This window comes from Achromobacter xylosoxidans, from assembly GCF_002192695.1.
GTDB classification, from domain to species: domain Bacteria; phylum Pseudomonadota; class Gammaproteobacteria; order Burkholderiales; family Burkholderiaceae_B; genus Achromobacter; species Achromobacter xylosoxidans_C.
Genome location: NZ_MTLG01000055.1, coordinates 12,048 through 28,167 on the forward strand (window position 1 = coordinate 12,048; position 16,120 = coordinate 28,167).

Genomic DNA, 16,120 nt, shown 5'->3' on the forward strand with positions numbered 1-16,120 from the left:
ATGAACGCTCCCTTGCACGCAGAATCGTTGCGCCGCCCGGTGCCGGCCGCTTGTCTGGATGCCTTGCGCGCCCGCTTTGGCGACCGCTTGTCCGAATCCTCCGCCATGCGCGACCATCATGGCCGCGATGAGTCTCCCTATCCGGCCATGCCGCCGGACGCCGTGGTCTTCGCGCACACGACCGAGGAAGTGGCCGAGATCGCCAAGCTGTGCAACGAGCATCGCGTGCCGCTGATTCCCTATGGCGCCGGCTCTTCGCTGGAAGGCCACATCCTGGCGATCCAGGGCGGCATCAGCCTCGATCTGTCGCAGATGAACAAGGTGCTGGCGGTCAACGCCGAGGACCTGACCGCCACCGTGCAGGCGGGCGTGCTGCGCAAGCAGCTCAACGAGGAAATCCGCGACACCGGCCTGTTCTTCCCGATCGATCCGGGCGCCGACGCCAGCCTGGGCGGCATGGCGGCCACGCGCGCCTCCGGTACCAACGCCGTGCGCTACGGCACCATGCGCGAGAACGTCATGTCGCTGACCGTGGTGACGGCGGACGGGCGCATCGTCCGCACCGCGGGCCGCGCCCGCAAGTCCTCGGCCGGCTACGACCTGACGCGCATCTTCGTCGGCAGCGAAGGCACCCTGGGCATCATCACCGAAGTGACGGTGCGCCTGTATCCCCAGCCTGAAGCCGTATCGGCCGCGGTCTGCAATTTCCCCACGCTGGATTCGGCCGTGCAGAGCGTGATCGAAATCATCCAGATGGGCGTGCCGGTCGCGCGCGTCGAGTTCATGGACGCAGCCAGCGTGCGCGCGGTGAACCTGCACAGCAAGCTGACGCTGCGCGAAACGCCGCTGCTGGTGTTCGAGTTCCATGGCAGCCCCGCCGGCGTGCAGGAGCAGGCCGAAACCGTGCAGGCGATCACGGCGGATCACGGCGGCATGGACTTCGAATGGGCCGAGCGTCCCGAAGACCGCAGCCGCCTGTGGACCGCGCGCCATAACGCCTACTTCGCCGGCCTGCAACTGCGCCCCGGCTGCCGCGCCAGCACCACCGACGTCTGCGTGCCGATCTCGCGCCTGGCCGATTGCGTGCGCGACACGGTCGAGGAACTCGACCGCGCCAGCTTCCCCTACACCATCGTGGGTCACGTTGGCGACGGCAACTTCCACGTACTGATGCTGCTCGATGCGGACAACGCCAAAGAGTGGGAAGAATCCGAAACCATCAACCACAACCTGGTGCGCCGCGCGATCGCCGCCGACGGCACCTGCACGGGCGAGCATGGCGTGGGCCTGCACAAGATGCAGTTCATGGCCGAAGAGCATGGCGAGAATGCCCTGGATCTGATGCGCAGCCTGAAGCATGCGTTTGATCCGAACAACATCCTGAACCCGGGAAAGATCGTTTCCTGGTAAAGGCTGGCGCCGCGGCGCTCCCGACCTCCGAAGCCGACGGCATGCCGTCGGTTTTTTCATGCCGGCATGAAGGGCGCAAGCCGGCCGGACGCAGCCTGCAATGCTGGCGATTACGGCTGGTTACTTATCTGGCGTGCCGCAGGTGCGCGGATGCGGGTAAATCCCGGTCTGCTAGTGACGGGTGCTCGCGCTATTGTTGCGCTCATGAATTCTTTGGTCGAAACCGGCCTGGCACAAGTGCAGGCGCCTTATTCTTTGCAGCAGCTCATCGAGGCGTTGTCGGCCGTGTTGCCCGCGCACTGCGTGTTGTTCCGCGAAGAGGATACGCGCCCCTACGAGTGCGACGGCCTATCCCTGTATCGCGCGCTGCCTGCGGTCGTTGCCCTGCCCGAAACGGAAGAACAGGTGCAGGCCGTCATGCGCATCTGCAAACGCCTGAATGCGCCCGTGGTGGCGCGCGGCGCCGGCACCGGCTTGTCTGGCGGCGCCATGCCGCACAGCCGCGGCGTGCTGCTCGGCTTGTCCAAGTTCAATCGCATCAAGCACATAGACCTGGCCAGCGCCACGGCCATCGTGCAGCCCGGCGTGCGCAATCTGGCGATCTCCGAGGCGGCCGCGCCTTACGGCCTGTACTACGCGCCCGACCCCTCCAGCCAGATCGCCTGTTCCATCGGCGGCAACGTGGCGGAGAACTCCGGCGGCGTGCATTGCCTGAAGTACGGGCTGACCGTGCACAACGTGCTGCGCGTGCGGGTCGTGACCATCGACGGCGACGTGGTGGAGCTGGGCTCCGAGGCGCCCGATGCGCCGGGCCTGGACCTGCTGTCGGTCTTCATCGGTTCGGAAGGCATGCTGGGCGTGGTCACTGAGGTGACGGTCAAACTGATCCCCAAGCCGGCCTGCGCGCAGGTCGTCATGGCCAGCTTTTCCAGCGTCGAAGCGGCGGGCAACGCGGTCACCCAGGTGATCGCGGCCGGCATGATCCCGGCAGGCCTGGAGATGATGGACCGCCGCGCGACGCACATGGTCGAACCCTTTGTGCGCGCTGGCTACGACATGGACGCGCAAGCCATCCTGCTGTGCGAATCGGACGGCACGCCCGAAGAGGTCGAGCACGAGATCGCGCGCATGGAGGCCGTGTTCCGCGACGCTGGGGCTACCCGTTGCCAGGTCTCGTCCTCGGAGGCCGAGCGCCTGAAATTCTGGGCCGGACGCAAGAATGCCTTTCCGGCCGCGGGGCGCGTATCGCCCGATTACTATTGCATGGACGGCACGATACCGCGCCGCCATCTGGCGCGCGTGCTGGGCGCCATAGAACAGATGGAAGACGAATTCAGCCTGCGCTGCGCCAACGTCTTTCACGCAGGCGACGGCAACCTGCATCCGTTGATCCTGTTCGATTCAAACAAGCCGGACGAGGTGGAGCGCGCCGAGAAATTCGGCGCCGCGATACTCGAGCTGTGCGTGCAGGTAGGAGGGACCGTGACCGGAGAGCACGGTGTGGGTATGGAGAAAATAAATCAAATGTGCGTGCAATTCTCTCGCGAAGAACTCGACGCGTTCCTGGCGGTAAAGCGGGCTTTCGATCCGCCCTGCCTGCTCAATCCTGAAAAAGTCATCCCCACGCTGGCCCGCTGCGCCGAATACGGCAAGATGCATGTCCATGCGGGAGAATTGCGCTTCCCCGATCTCGCCCGTTTCTAGGACCCGTCCTTATGGATTTCGTCCTGTCGGAATTGTGCGACCAGGTCATGACGGCCCGTGCCGGCCACAAACCCCTGTTTGTGATGGGCGGGGGCAGCAAGGCGTTTTATGGCAACTACCGTCCGGTGACGCCGCAGGACGGCCACTGCCTGCTGGACATGACGCCCTATCGCGGCATCGTCAGCTACCACCCGTCGGAGCTGGTGGTGACGGTGCGCGCGGGCACGCCGCTGGCTGAACTCGAGGCCGCGCTGGCCGAGAACGGGCAGATGCTGGCCTTCGAACCGCCGCATTTCTCGGTGTCCGCCACGGTGGGCGGATGCGTGGCGGCGGGGCTGTCGGGCCCGCGCCGCATGAGCGCGGGCGCGCTCAAGGATTTCGTCCTGGGCGCGCAACTGCTGGATTCGGAAGGCCGCATTCTTTCGTTTGGCGGCGAGGTCATGAAGAACGTGGCGGGCTATGACGTGTCGCGCCTGTTGGCCGGTTCGCACGGCATCTTCGGCGCCATACTCGAAGTCTCCCTGAAGGTCGTGCCGCGGCCGATGCAAGAGATCACCTTGGCGCTGCCCGCCACGCAGGCGCAGGCCTTGGCCAGCTTCGCCCTGTGGCGCGGCAAGCCCCTGCCGATCTCGGCCACCAGCTGGAGCGGCGACGATGAGGGCGCCGAAGGGCAGATGGCCGTGCGCCTGTCGGGCGCGCCGCCCGCGATCGCCAGCGCACGCCAGCTGATAGGCGGGGCGCCGATGGCGCCCGAGGCGGCGCAGGCCTGGTGGCGGTCGCTGCGCGAGCAGACGCATTCCTTCTTCGCGCCGGGCCGGCCCTTGTGGCGCCTGGCCCTGCCGCCCACCGCCGCCGCGCTCGGACTGGGGCCGACCCTGCTGGAATGGGGCGGAGGCCAGCGCTGGCTGTCGGGCGAGCAAGACGCCGCCGCGCTGCGCGAGACCGCCGAGCGGCTGGGCGGCCACGCCACGCTGTTCCGCGCCGGGCAGGGCAGGCCGCCGGCCGACGGCGTATTCCATCCGCTGGCGCCCGGGATCGCCTCGATCACGCGCCGCCTCAAACAAGAGCTCGATCCGGCCGGCCTGTTCAACCCCGGCCGCCTGGTCCTGGATCTATAGGGCATCATGCAAACCAATCTGGCATCCTGGGCACGCGATACCGATCTGGGCAAGGAGGCCGACGCCATCCTGCGGCGGTGCGTGCACTGCGGTTTCTGCACCGCGACCTGTCCGACGTATCAAGTGCTGGGCGACGAGCTGGACAGCCCGCGCGGACGCATCTACCTGATCAAGCAGGTGCTGGAGGGCGCCGAGCCCACGCAGTCCACGCAACAGCATCTGGACCGCTGCCTGACCTGCCGCAATTGCGAATCCACTTGCCCGTCGGGCGTCCAGTACGGCCATCTGGTGGATATCGGCCGCAAGATCGTCGAAGAGCGCGTGCCGCGCAGCTGGGCCGATAAAACCAAACGCACCTTGCTGCGCAAGACCATGCTGTCGCCGCTGTTCGCGCCTGCGATGCGGCTGGGGCAGGCGGTGCGCGGCATGCTGCCGGAGGCGCTCAAGCGCAAGGTGCCGGAACGCCGCGCGGTGGGACCGCTGCCGCAGGTGGCGGGCCATGCGCGGCAGGTGCTGATGCTGGCGGGATGCGTGCAGCCCGCCATGATGCCGACCATCGATGCCGCCACCATCCGCGTGCTGGACGCGGTGGGCATAGGCGCGCGCATCGCGCCCGGCGCCGGCTGTTGCGGCGCGGCCAGTTTCCACCTGGACGCGCAGGACGAGGCCCTGGCGCAGATGCGCGCCAACGTCGACGCCTGGTGGCAGCTGCTGCAGGACGGCAAGGTCGAGGCCATCGTGATGAACGCCTCGGGCTGCGGCGCCATGGTTAAGGAATATGCGCATCACCTGCGGCACGATCCGGCCTACGCGCAAAAGGCCGCGGACATCGTGGCACTGGTGAAGGACGTGGCCGAGATCGTCGCGCCGCATGCGGCGCAACTGCGCGCGCAGCTGCCGGCGGGCACGCGCGCGGCATTCCATCCGCCATGCACGCTGCAGCATTGGCAGGGCCTGCGGCCGCTGTCGGAACAATTGCTGGCGGATCTGGGTTTTGCGTTGCAGCCGTTCGCCGACAAGCACTTGTGCTGCGGTTCGGCGGGCGCCTATTCGGTATTGAATCCGGAGATTGCGCTGGAACTGCGCGACCGCAAGCTGGGCGCGATCGCCGCGGGCGGACCGGACGTGATCCTGTCCTCCAACATCGGCTGCATCGGCCACTTGCAAAGCGGCACCGACACGCCGGTGCGGCATTGGATCGAGGTGGTGGACGAGCAGTTGCGCCAGCCCGCGGGCCAGCGCGCCGCCTAGGCGCCGGACGCCTGGCGGCATCCGGCGCCAGGCGTCTTACTCCACGGCCTTGACCATGTCTTCGAGCACCTTCTTGGCGTCGCCGAAAACCATCATCGTGCGGTCCATGTAGAAGAGCTCGTTGTCCAGGCCCGCGTAGCCCGAGGCCATGGACCGCTTGTTCACGATCACGGTGCGGGCCTTGTAGGCTTCGAGGATGGGCATGCCGGCGATGGGCGACTTCGGGTCGTTCTTCGCGGCCGGGTTGACCACGTCGTTCGCGCCCAGCACCAGCACCACGTCGGTCTGGCCGAACTCGCTGTTGATGTCTTCCATTTCGAAGACCTGGTCGTAAGGCACCTCGGCCTCGGCCAGCAGCACGTTCATGTGGCCGGGCATGCGTCCTGCCACCGGGTGGATGGCGTACTTGACCGTCACGCCGCGCTCGGTGAGCTTTTCCGCCAGTTCCTTCAGCGCGTGCTGCGCGCGCGCCACCGCCAGGCCGTAGCCGGGCACGATGGTCACGCTTTCGGCGTTGGTCATCAGGAAGGCGGCGTCGTCGGGGCTGCCGGACTTGACGCTGCGCTGCTGCGCATCGCCCGCCGCAGCGGCGCCGCCGGCCTGGCCGCCGAAGCCGCCCAGGATCACGTTGAAGAACGAGCGGTTCATCGCCTTGCACATGATGTAGGACAGGATCGCGCCCGAGGAACCCACCAGCGAACCGGCGATGATCAGCATGGGGTTGTTCAGCGAGAAGCCGATGCCGGCCGCAGCCCAACCGGAATAGCTGTTCAGCATGGACACGACCACAGGCATGTCGGCGCCGCCGATCGGGATGATGATCAGCACGCCCAGCACGAAGGCGATGATCGTCATGATGATGAAGGGCGTCCATTCCTGCGTGAGCATGAACCAGATGCCGCAGCCCAGCATCAGCAGCGCCAGCGCCAGGTTCAGCATGTGCTGGCCCGAGAACACCACCGGCGCGCCCTGGAACAGGCGGAACTTGTACTTGCCCGACAGCTTGCCGAAGGCGATGACCGACCCCGAGAACGTGATGGCGCCGACGAAGGTGCCGATGAACAGCTCGAAGCGGTTGCCGGTGGGGATGGGCATGCCGGCCGGCACGATGCCGAAGGCATGCGGCTCCGCCACCACGGCCACCGCGATGGCGACCGCCGCCAGGCCGATCATGCTGTGCATGAAGGCGACCAGTTCGGGCATCTTGGTCATTTCGACGCGCTTGGCCATCAGCGTGCCGATGGAGCCGCCCACCAGCAGGCCCAGCAGGACCCAGCCCAGGCCGATGGTGGCGGCGCCGTCGCGGGCCAGGGCGACGATGAGCGCGGCCGTGGTCAGCACGGCGATCGCCATGCCGGCCATGCCGAACGCATTGCCCAGTCGCGACGTGGTGGGGTGCGACAGGCCCTTGAGCGCCTGGATGAAGCAGACCGAGGCGATCAGGTACAGCAGGGTGACGAGGTTCAGCGAGATCATTGCGCTTCCTCCTTGCCTGCCTTGCGGTCCTTCTTCTTGAACATTTCCAGCATGCGCCGGGTCACGAGAAAGCCGCCGAACACATTGACCGCGGCCAGCGCCACGGCGAACACGCCCATGCCGCGCGCCAGCCCGCCTTCGGTCAGCGCGGCCGCCAGCATGGCGCCCACGATGATGATGGCGGAAATGGCGTTGGTGACCGCCATCAACGGCGTGTGCAGGGCGGGGGTGACGTTCCACACGACGTGGTAGCCGACATAGATGGCCAGCACGAAGATGATGAGATTCATCAGGGTGGGGTTGATCGCTTCCATGCTTTTAATTCCTCCGCGCCACGTTGCCGCCTTCGCACATCAGGCAGGCCGCGACGATTTCATCGTCGCGCTGGATCGCCAGCGCGCCGTCCGCATTGATGATGAGCTTCAGGAAATCCTGGATGTTGCGCGCATACAGCGCCGAAGCGTCGGTCGCGACCAGGCCGGGCAGGTTGGTCAGCCCGATGATCGTCACGCCGTGCTTTTCCGCCACCAGGCCTTTCTCGGACAGCGGGCAATTGCCGCCGCGTTCGACCGCCAGGTCCACCAGCACCGAGCCCGGCTTCATGGCCGCGACGGTTTCCGCGGACACCAGCGTGGGGGCGGGGCGGCCGGGAATCAGCGCCGTGGTGATGACGATGTCGGCCTGCTTGCAGCGCTCGGATACGAGCGCGGCCTGCCGCGCCATCCAGGCGGGCGGCATGGGCCGGGCGTAGCCGCCCGTGCCTTGCGCGATTTCACGTTCCTCGTCCGTCTCGAAGGGCACGTCGATGAACTTGGCGCCCAGCGATTCCACCTGTTCGCGCGCGGCCGGGCGCACGTCCGAGGCTTCGACCACCGCGCCCAGCCGCTTGGCGGTGGCAATGGCCTGCAGCCCGGCCACGCCGGTGCCCAGCACGACGGCGCGGGCGGCTTTCAGCGTGCCCGCGGCGGTCATCATCATGGGAATCAGGCGGCCGTAGTGGTGCGCCGCCAGCAGCACGGCCTTGTAGCCGGCCAGGTTGGCTTGCGAGGACAGCACGTCCAGGCTCTGGGCCCGCGTGATGCGGGGTGCGGCCTCCAGCGCGAATCCGGTGAGCCCGGCGGCGGCCATCTGCTGGATGCCTTCGGCGTCGAAGGGATCCAGCATGCCGATCACGACGGCACCGGATTTCATCTGGGGCAGTTCCGCGGCGGAAGGCGCGCGCACCTTCATGACGAGTTCTGCCCCCAGCGCATCCTGGGCGGTGCCGAGCGTGGCGCCCGCTGCCTCATAGGCCTCGTCGAGATAGCGGGCGGCAGTGCCTGCCCCGCGCTCCACGACGACGGTGTGTTTGCCGCCTACATACTTCTTGACGGTCTCCGGTGTTGCTGCGACACGAGTTTCCCCGTCTCGGGTTTCTTTTGGTATCCCGATGTGCATCTACGCCTCTCCTCATTAATTGGCAATAGTTATACACGGTAACCAGAGAAGAAAGGGTGTCCCGGCCGTATTGCCAATAGGGTAAATGGCGCCAACCCCCTCTTAGATCGACGAGTTGCTCGGGCGAAAAAAAGCCCCATGGCGAACCATGGGGCTGGGGTCTTGCAACCCAACTGCTCCGGCCAGTCTGACTTTTGCGCTGGCCGGCACCTGCGCGCAAACGTCCGGCGTCAAGCCGTTTGCGCGCGAGTCCAGGTGATCAGCGCGGCGGTGAGCTCGCGCAGATCGGCCTTCAGGCGGCCGTAGTTCTCAGAAGGGCGCAGCGAGACTTCATCCATGTAGAGCTTGCGGTTGATCTCGATCTGCAGGCTGTGGCGGCCTTCTTCGGGACGGCCGAAGGCGCGCACCAGTTCCACGCCCTTGTAGGGGTCGTTGACGGTGACGTCGTAACCGCGTTCACGCAGCCAGGCGGCGATGAATTCGCGGAAAGCCGGATCGCTGGTGCTGCCGTCGCGGTCGCCCAGCACGAAGTCGGGGTGCACCAGGCCAGGCCGGTCGGTGGCGTAGGCGCCGGCGACGCTGGGCATGGAGTGGCAGTTGATGTGCCAGACCTTGCCGAACTTCTGGTGGGCGGCGTCCAGCACCTGGCCCAGCGCGGCGTGGTAGGGCTTCCAGCAGGCGTCGATGCGGTGGCGCACTTCGTCCACCGTCAGCTTGCGGTTGTAGAGCGGCGTGCCGTCGTCCAGCATGCGCCAGATCAGGCCCTTGCCCAGCTTGACCTTGGGCGAGGCATTGATGGCGTCGGGCCAGGCCGCGTCCAAAAGCAATTCGTCGATTTCGTCGGGCGAGCGGTTGGCGTCGATGTAGGCGCGCGGAAACGCCGCGGCAATCATCGGCACGCCCATTTCGATGGCGTCGCCCCACAGGTCGTCAACCCAGGTGTCCTCGGCGGTGCGCAATGCGCCAAAGTCCACCGCAGCCGCGAAATCGGGGGGGTAGGCGGTGCCGCTGTGCGGGGAGTCCAGCACGAGGGGGGCCGAGGAGTCCGAATCAGGATATTGCTGCGGGAGGTCGAGCCGGTAAGACAGGGGTTGGGTAATTCGCATAAGGGGGTGTTGCGTTCGTGAATCGGAGGTCCTCGCGCACCGAGAGGCGCGCGGGGACCGAAGACCGCTTAGTCGATCTTCACGTTGGCTTCTTTGGCGATGCGCTTGTTCTTGGCGATTTCAGCCGAGATCTGCGCCGCGAATTCGGCCGGGGTGTTGGCGGCCGGCGCGGCGCCCAGGGCTTCCAGGCGGGTCTTGACGTCGGCTTCGGCGCTGACCTTCTGCACGGCGGCGTTCAGCTTGTCCAGCACGGGCTGGGGCAGCTTGGCGGGCGCCACCAGGCCGAACCAGGAGGCGTCGTTCACGGCCGGCAGGCCGGCTTCGGCGAACGTGGGCACGTCGGACAGGGCGGCCACGCGCTTGGGCGAGGCCACGGCCATGGCGATCAGGCGGCCGGACTGCACGTGCGGCAGCGAGGAGGGCAGGTTGTCATACATGACGTCGACCTGGCCGGCCAGCGCGTCGTTCAGCGCCGGACCCACGCCGCGGTACGGCACGTGCATCAGGTTGGTGCCCGACGCCATCTTGAACAGTTCGCCCATCATGTGCGAGACCGAACCGTTGCCGGCCGACGCGTAGGTCAGCTTGCCCGGCTCGCTCTTGGCCAGCTTGATGAAGTCGGCGATGTTCTTGGCCTGGACCTTCGGGTTGATGGTCATGATGTTGGGCACGGCCGCCAGGTTCGAGATGGGCGTGAAGTCCTTCTCGCCGTCGAACGGCAGGTTCGGGTAGATGGCCGGGTTGATGCCGTGGGTGCTGACGGTGGCGATGCCCAGCGTGTAGCCGTCCGGCGCGCTGCTGGCGACGAAGGCGCTGCCGATCGAGCCGCCGGCGCCGCCGCGGTTTTCCACCACGACGGTCTGGCCCAGCTCCTTGCCCAGCTTGTCCGCGAACAGGCGGCCGACGATGTCGGTGGTGCCGCCGGGCGGGAAGGGAACGATCAGGCGGATGGGCTTGGTCGGATACGCGTCTTCAGCGTGCGCGATGCCCGAGGTCAGCGGCGCGGCCAGGGTCGCGGCGGCGACACACAGGCCCATTACTACTTTACGGCGTTGCATGGATTCCCCTAATGAATTGGAAAGCGGCTGCGCAAAGGCAGACGCAAACGCAACGATTCTTTCCTGGCGGCCTGGTTTGCGCAAACGAAAGTTTCTCCGTAAGCTATGACTTTTTTTCATGCCTCTTTTCGCGGCGGTCCGGAACAGGGCTGTTTTTGCTGCACGGCCTGAAACAATTTACGTACCTCATCCATGCGGCGATTCTGTCCCTCACTCACGGATCTCCAGGCGTTCGAAGTCGCCGCGAGACATAGCAGTTTCACGCGCGCGGCCCAGGAATTGTGTGTCACCCAGGGCGCGGTCAGTAAGCAGGTGAAACATCTGGAGGAGTTCGTCGGCATCGAACTATTCCTGCGCATCAGGCAGGGCCTGGTCCTGACCGAGGCCGGACGCAGCTATCTGACCAAGATCCAGGCCGGCTTGGGGCAGATCGAGGCCGCCACGGTGGAGCTGATCGCGCACCAGGGGCAGGGCGGCACCCTCAACCTGACCTGTATGCCGACCTTCGGCGCGCGCTGGCTGATTCCGCGCCTGACCGCCTTCATGCGCCTGCGCCCGGACATCCACGTCGAATTCCTGCCCCACCGCCAGGGCTATGACTTTTCCACGCCCGAGCTGGACGCCGCCGTGCGCTTCGGCGAGGGTATCTGGCCGGGCAGCGGGGCGGACTACATCGTCGGCCGCGAAATCCTGCCGGTCTGCAGTCCGCGCCTGATTCCAGGCGGCTGTGCGTCGCCGGCGGACCTGCTGGCCTACCCGTTGCTGCACCACACCTCGGCGCTGGAAGGCTGGCGCGACTGGTTCGAGCAGGCCGGCTGCGATACCCGGCGCAGCCTGGAAGGCGCGCGCTTCGACCAGTACGCGCTGCTGTCGCAGGCGGCCGCGGCCGGTTTCGGCGTGGCGCTGATTCCGCGCTGCCTGATCGAGGACGAGCTGCGCGACGGCAAGCTGGCCGTCGCCATCCAGCTGCCGATCCGGGCGCGCATGGGGTACTACCTGTGTTATCCGGAGCAGAAGGCCAATCTGCCCACCCTGCAGGCATTCCGCACCTGGCTGATGGAAGTGTCGCGCGCGGCCGAGCCGCAGCCGCGGGAAGATGCCCAGTCCGATCTAAAATAGTCGCATCATGAGTCAAACATCAACCAAGAAAGGCCGCGTTGTCGTCGGCATGTCCGGCGGGGTCGATTCTTCGGTCACCGCCTGGCTGCTCAAGCAGCAAGGCTACGAGGTCGTCGGCCTGTTCATGAAGAACTGGGAAGACGACGACGATTCCGAATACTGCTCCACCCGCCAGGACCTGCTGGACGCCGCCAGCGTCGCGGACCTGGTCGGCGTCGAGTTCGAGTTCGTCAATTTCGCCGCCGAATACAAGGACCGCGTGTTCGCGGAGTTCCTGCGCGAGTACTCGGCGGGCCGCACGCCCAACCCCGACGTGCTGTGCAACGCCGAGATCAAGTTCAAGGCCTTCCTGGATCACGCCATGGCGCTGGGCGCCGAGCACATCGCCACCGGTCACTACGCGCGGGTGCGCGAAGTGCCGGCCGAGGGCGGCGGCACGCAGTTCCAGCTGCTCAAGGCGCTGGACGCCTCCAAGGACCAGAGCTACTTCCTGCACCGGCTGAACCAGGCGCAGCTGTCGCGCACCCTGTTTCCGCTGGGCGAGATCCACAAGACCGAGGTGCGCCGCATCGCGCACGAGATCGGGCTGCACAATGCCGCCAAGAAGGATTCCACCGGCATCTGCTTCATCGGCGAGCGGCCGTTCCGCGAGTTCCTGAACCGCTATCTGCCGACCGAGCCGGGCCCGATCATGACGCCGGAAGGGCAGAAGGTCGGCCGCCATGAGGGGCTGTCATTCTATACGCTGGGCCAGCGCAAGGGCCTGGGCGTGGGCGGCGTGAAGGGGCGCCAGCGCGAGGACGGCACGGCCGAGGCCTGGTACGTGGCGCGCAAGGACCTGGAGCGCAATGTGCTCTACGTGGTGCAAGGGCACGATCACCCCTGGTTGCTGTCGGGCGAACTGCGGGCGCAGGACGCCAGCTGGGTCGCCGGCCACGCGCCGGCCCCCGGCGCCTATGGCGCCAAGACGCGTTACCGCCAGGCCGACGCCGCCTGCCGGCTGGACGGCGCCGCCGACGGCGCCTTCAGCCTGAGCTTTACGGATCCGCAGTGGGCAGTAACGCCCGGACAGTCCGCCGTGCTTTACGATGGCGAGGTTTGCCTGGGCGGCGGCATCATCCTGTAGTCGCCGCGCCGGCATCCGCCGCGCGGTGTGTGCAGACTTTACTCAAAGCCCCTCGGGCGCGGCCCCTGGGGCTTTGTTCATTTCCAAGAAGAAAGAGGAGACGGTTGTGGATGTAACGATGGTGATTTGCCTGCTGGTGCTGGGCGGCGTGGTGGGTTTCGCCGCGGGCCTGCTGGGCATAGGCGGGGGCATGCTGCTGGTGCCTTTCCTGACGATGCTGTTTGCGTGGAAGGGCATGCCAGCCGATCTGGTGGTGCATGCGGCCATCGCCACGTCGATGACCTCGATCCTGTTCACTTCCATTTCCAGCGTGCGGGCGCACCAGCAGCGCGGCACGATCAAATGGAACATCGTCTGGGCGATGGCGCCGGGCATCATTATCGGCGGCTTGCTGTCCGGCGGCGCGGTCTTCGCCGCGCTCAGCACGCTGTGGCTGTCGCTGTTCTTCGCCTTGTTCGTCGGCTATTCCGGCTGGAGCATGCTGCAGAACAAGAAGCCCAAGCCCAGCCGCCAGATGCCTGGCGTGGTGGGCACCAGCGCGGCCGGGGCGGGTATCGGTTTCCTGTCCGGCCTGGTGGGCGCGGGCGGCGGTTTCCTGTCGGTGCCTTTCATGGTCTGGTGCAACGTGGCGCTGCACAACGCGGTGTCGACCTCGGCCGCGCTGGGCTTTCCCATCGCGTTGGCCAATAGCGTGGGCTATGTGGTGTCGGGCCTGAACTCGGGCGAATCACGTCCCGGCATGCTGGGCTACATCTACTGGCCGGCATTGATTGCGCTGGTGTGCACCAGCGTGCTGACGGCGCCCTTGGGCGCGCGCATGGCGCACCGCCTGCCGGTGCAGACGCTCAAGCGCGTGTTCGCCTGCCTGCTGTTTGCGCTGGCCGCGTACATGCTGTTCAAGGCCTGGCAGACGTTCAACGCCTGAGCCGACAGGGCTGCGCCGAGGGAAAGGCGCAGTCCACGTAGAAGCGCCGTCAATGCAGAAGCAAAGGCGGCGCAGAAGCAAAGGCAAAACAGAAGCGCGGGCGGAGCGGAGGCGGGGCCAAGCAGAAGCCAGGCCGCACGGATCCGGCTCCGCCGGTCCGTAGCGGCGCCCCCTGGGGGGAGGCGCGCAGCGCCTCGGGGGGGGCTACACCACCGGAACGGTATCGATGAAGGACTGGCGCTGCGACAGCTTGTCGTACAGGCGAGCCAGGTTCTGGTGGTTGGCGCGCCAGTCGAGCGTCGCGAAACGCAGGTCCAGATAGCCCAGCGCGCAGCCGACGGCGATGTCGGCCAGGCTGTAGTTGATGCCCATGCAGTGGGCGTTGTCGCCCAGGCTCTTGTTCATCGCGTCCAGGCTGGCGTGGATCTTGGAGTACTGGCGCTCGATCCATTCGGCGCTGCGCTGAGCCTCGGGGCGCTGGTTTTCCTTGACGATGGTCACGCAGGCGTCCAGGAGGCCATCGGCGATGGCTTCCCAGCACTTGACCGCGGCGCGATCACGCCCCGGCTGAGGAATCAGGCGGGCAACCGGAGACAGGGTGTCGACGTATTCGACGATGACGCGCGAATCGAAGAGGGCGCCGCCATCTTCCATGACCAGGCAAGGCACCTTGCCCAGCGGGTTGTACGTTTGGATCTGCGTGTCGGCGGACCAGACGTTTTCGAGTTCAAGCCGGTAGTCCAGCTTTTTCTCGGCCATGACGATACGCACTTTGCGCACGTAAGGACTGGTAAGCGAGCCGATCAGTTTCATGGAGTCACAAGCGGAGTCGGAAAGCGGCCGAAGTATAGCAGGCCGCATGACGGCAAGACGGCAAGAGGCCGGAATCTTCGCCAGTTTGCCACAATGTTGCGCGCTTCCGGATGATAAAATCGCCCGATTCGCTCATTCCCCGCTTTTTCTCTTCCAGACCATGCAAATCGCCGATCAGCTCAGCCAACTCAACGCCCTTTCGCCACTGGATGGCCGGTACGCTTCCCGGGGCGACGCACTGCGCGGCCTGCTTTCCGAGGCCGGTTTCATGGCGCACCGCGTCGAAGTCGAGGTGGCCTGGCTGATCGCGCTGTCCGATGCCGGCCTGCCGGAACTGCCCGCCTTCTCCGAGGCTGCCCGCGCCCGCCTGCAACAATTGGTGCGCGACTTCTCGGAAGCGGATGCCGCCCGCATCAAGGATATCGAACGCGTCACCAACCATGACGTCAAGGCCGTCGAGTACTGGCTGAAGGAAAAGGTGGCCGATGACGCCGAGCTGGCCCGCGCCGCCGAGTTCATCCACTTCGCCTGCACCTCCGAGGACATCAACAACACCTCGCACGCGCTGATGCTGACGCGCGCCCGCAACGAAGTCGTGGTGCCGCGCCTGCGCGAGCTGGCCGCCAAGCTGAACGACATGGCCGTGGCCCAGGCCGACCAGCCCATGCTGTCGCGCACGCACGGCCAGCCTGCCAGCCCGACCACCCTGGGCAAGGAGTTCGCCAACGTGGCCGCGCGCCTGAACCGCGCCATCGCCGCCGTCGAGGCCGTCGAACCGCTGGCCAAGCTGAACGGCGCCACCGGCAACTACAACGCCCACCTGTCGGCCTACCCCGAAATCGACTGGCCCGCATTCAGCCAGCGCGTGCTGGCCGGCCTGGGCCTGACCCAGAACCGCCACACCATCCAGATCGAACCGCATGACTGGATGTCGGCCCTGTTCGATGCCATCACGCGCGCCAACATCATCGTGCTGGACCTGGACCGCGACATCTGGGGCTACGTGGCGCTGGGCTACTTCAAGCAACGCCTGAAGGAGGGCGAGGTCGGTTCCTCGACCATGCCGCACAAGGTCAACCCGATCGACTTCGAAAACTCCGAAGGCAATCTGGGCCTGGCCAACGCCGTGCTGCGCCACCTCGCGGACAAGCTGCCGATCTCCCGCTGGCAGCGTGACCTGACCGACTCCACCGTGCTGCGCAACCTGGGCGTGGGCCTGGGCTACTGCCTGGTGGCCTGGGATGCCTGCATGCGCGGCCTGGGCAAGCTCGAAGTCAACACCGCCGCCATCGACGCCGACATCGACGCCTGCTGGGAAGTGCTGGCCGAGCCGGTGCAGACCGTCATGCGCCGCTATGGCCTGCCGCAACCGTACGAACGGCTCAAGGCTTTGACGCGCGGCAAGGGCATCACCGAGGAAGGCCTGCGAGAATTCATCCAGGGCCTGGCCCTGCCCGAAGAGCCCAAGGCCCGCCTGTTGGCGATGACCCCGCGCTCCTACATCGGGCTGGCAGCCGACTTGGCCCGGGCGGTATAGTCGCCTTGCCGCGCGCCTGGGGCGCGCGGCTTCTGTTGAC

The 16,120-nt window shown here is 66.5% G+C and carries 14 protein-coding genes; 8 read left to right on the plus strand and 6 right to left on the minus strand.

What is annotated here, in order from left to right; all coding sequences use genetic code 11:
- From BRO63_RS08815 to glcF, 4 genes are all read left to right on the plus strand, one after another.
- Window positions 1-1,410, plus strand: a complete 1,410-nt coding sequence (locus BRO63_RS08815; protein WP_088139357.1) for an FAD-binding oxidoreductase — start codon at window positions 1-3, stop codon at window positions 1,408-1,410.
- 204 nt (window positions 1,411-1,614) lie between these two features.
- On the plus strand, window positions 1,615-3,114 hold the full coding sequence (locus BRO63_RS08820) for an FAD-linked oxidase C-terminal domain-containing protein (RefSeq protein WP_088139358.1): 1,500 nt from the start codon (window positions 1,615-1,617) through the stop codon (window positions 3,112-3,114).
- Between the two features lie 11 nt (window positions 3,115-3,125).
- Window positions 3,126-4,232 carry a glycolate oxidase subunit GlcE gene (gene glcE, locus BRO63_RS08825; protein ID WP_088139359.1) on the plus strand — a complete coding sequence of 369 codons (1,107 nt, stop codon included), beginning with the start codon at window positions 3,126-3,128 and terminating at the stop codon, window positions 4,230-4,232.
- 6 nt (window positions 4,233-4,238) lie between these two features.
- Window positions 4,239-5,483, plus strand: coding sequence for a glycolate oxidase subunit GlcF (gene glcF, locus BRO63_RS08830; protein WP_088139360.1), 1,245 nt, complete (start codon window positions 4,239-4,241; stop codon window positions 5,481-5,483).
- A gap of 36 nt (window positions 5,484-5,519) precedes the next feature.
- Here the strand turns inward: glcF and BRO63_RS08835 are convergent, their stop codons facing one another.
- From BRO63_RS08835 to BRO63_RS08855, 5 genes are all read right to left on the minus strand, one after another.
- A complete protein-coding gene (locus BRO63_RS08835; RefSeq protein WP_088139361.1) occupies window positions 5,520-6,959 on the minus strand; it encodes an NAD(P)(+) transhydrogenase (Re/Si-specific) subunit beta in 1,440 nt (479 codons plus the stop codon).
- The gene (locus BRO63_RS08840; protein ID WP_088139362.1) at window positions 6,956-7,273 is read right to left on the minus strand and encodes an NAD(P) transhydrogenase subunit alpha; all 318 of its coding nucleotides are present in this window, start codon (window positions 7,271-7,273) and stop codon (window positions 6,956-6,958) included. Before BRO63_RS08840 ends, BRO63_RS08835 begins: the two co-directional genes overlap by 4 nt.
- A 4-nt stretch (window positions 7,274-7,277) precedes the next feature.
- Complete coding sequence (locus BRO63_RS08845; RefSeq protein WP_088139363.1) at window positions 7,278-8,396, minus strand: Re/Si-specific NAD(P)(+) transhydrogenase subunit alpha; 1,119 nt, start codon at window positions 8,394-8,396, stop codon at window positions 7,278-7,280.
- Window positions 8,397-8,626: 230 nt separating this feature from the next.
- Window positions 8,627-9,502: an N-formylglutamate amidohydrolase gene (locus BRO63_RS08850; protein WP_088139364.1), complete on the minus strand. Its 876-nt coding sequence runs from the start codon at window positions 9,500-9,502 to the stop codon at window positions 8,627-8,629.
- A 68-nt stretch (window positions 9,503-9,570) separates the two neighbouring features.
- Entirely contained in the window at window positions 9,571-10,560 is a 990-nt protein-coding gene (locus BRO63_RS08855; RefSeq protein ID WP_088139365.1) for a Bug family tripartite tricarboxylate transporter substrate binding protein, read from the minus strand.
- A 192-nt stretch (window positions 10,561-10,752) separates the two neighbouring features.
- Between BRO63_RS08855 and gcvA the strand changes: the two genes are divergently transcribed.
- The 3 genes from gcvA to BRO63_RS08870 all read left to right on the plus strand — a co-directional run bounded on the left by gcvA (window position 10,753) and on the right by BRO63_RS08870 (window position 13,730).
- Window positions 10,753-11,679, plus strand: coding sequence for a transcriptional regulator GcvA (gene gcvA / locus BRO63_RS08860; protein WP_088139366.1), 927 nt, complete (start codon window positions 10,753-10,755; stop codon window positions 11,677-11,679).
- 7 nt (window positions 11,680-11,686) lie between these two features.
- Window positions 11,687-12,805: a tRNA 2-thiouridine(34) synthase MnmA gene (mnmA, locus tag BRO63_RS08865; protein ID WP_088139367.1), complete on the plus strand. Its 1,119-nt coding sequence runs from the start codon at window positions 11,687-11,689 to the stop codon at window positions 12,803-12,805.
- A 106-nt stretch (window positions 12,806-12,911) separates the two neighbouring features.
- Window positions 12,912-13,730, plus strand: a complete 819-nt coding sequence (locus BRO63_RS08870; protein ID WP_088139452.1) for a sulfite exporter TauE/SafE family protein — start codon at window positions 12,912-12,914, stop codon at window positions 13,728-13,730.
- A 204-nt stretch (window positions 13,731-13,934) separates the two neighbouring features.
- Here the strand turns inward: BRO63_RS08870 and BRO63_RS08875 are convergent, their stop codons facing one another.
- Window positions 13,935-14,543: a glutathione S-transferase gene (locus tag BRO63_RS08875; protein ID WP_088139368.1), complete on the minus strand. Its 609-nt coding sequence runs from the start codon at window positions 14,541-14,543 to the stop codon at window positions 13,935-13,937.
- A 160-nt stretch (window positions 14,544-14,703) separates the two neighbouring features.
- Here BRO63_RS08875 and purB point away from each other — a divergent pair, with 160 nt between their 5' ends.
- Window positions 14,704-16,080, plus strand: a complete 1,377-nt coding sequence (gene purB / locus BRO63_RS08880) for an adenylosuccinate lyase (protein ID WP_088139369.1) — start codon at window positions 14,704-14,706, stop codon at window positions 16,078-16,080.
- Window positions 16,081-16,120: the final 40 nt, after the last annotated feature.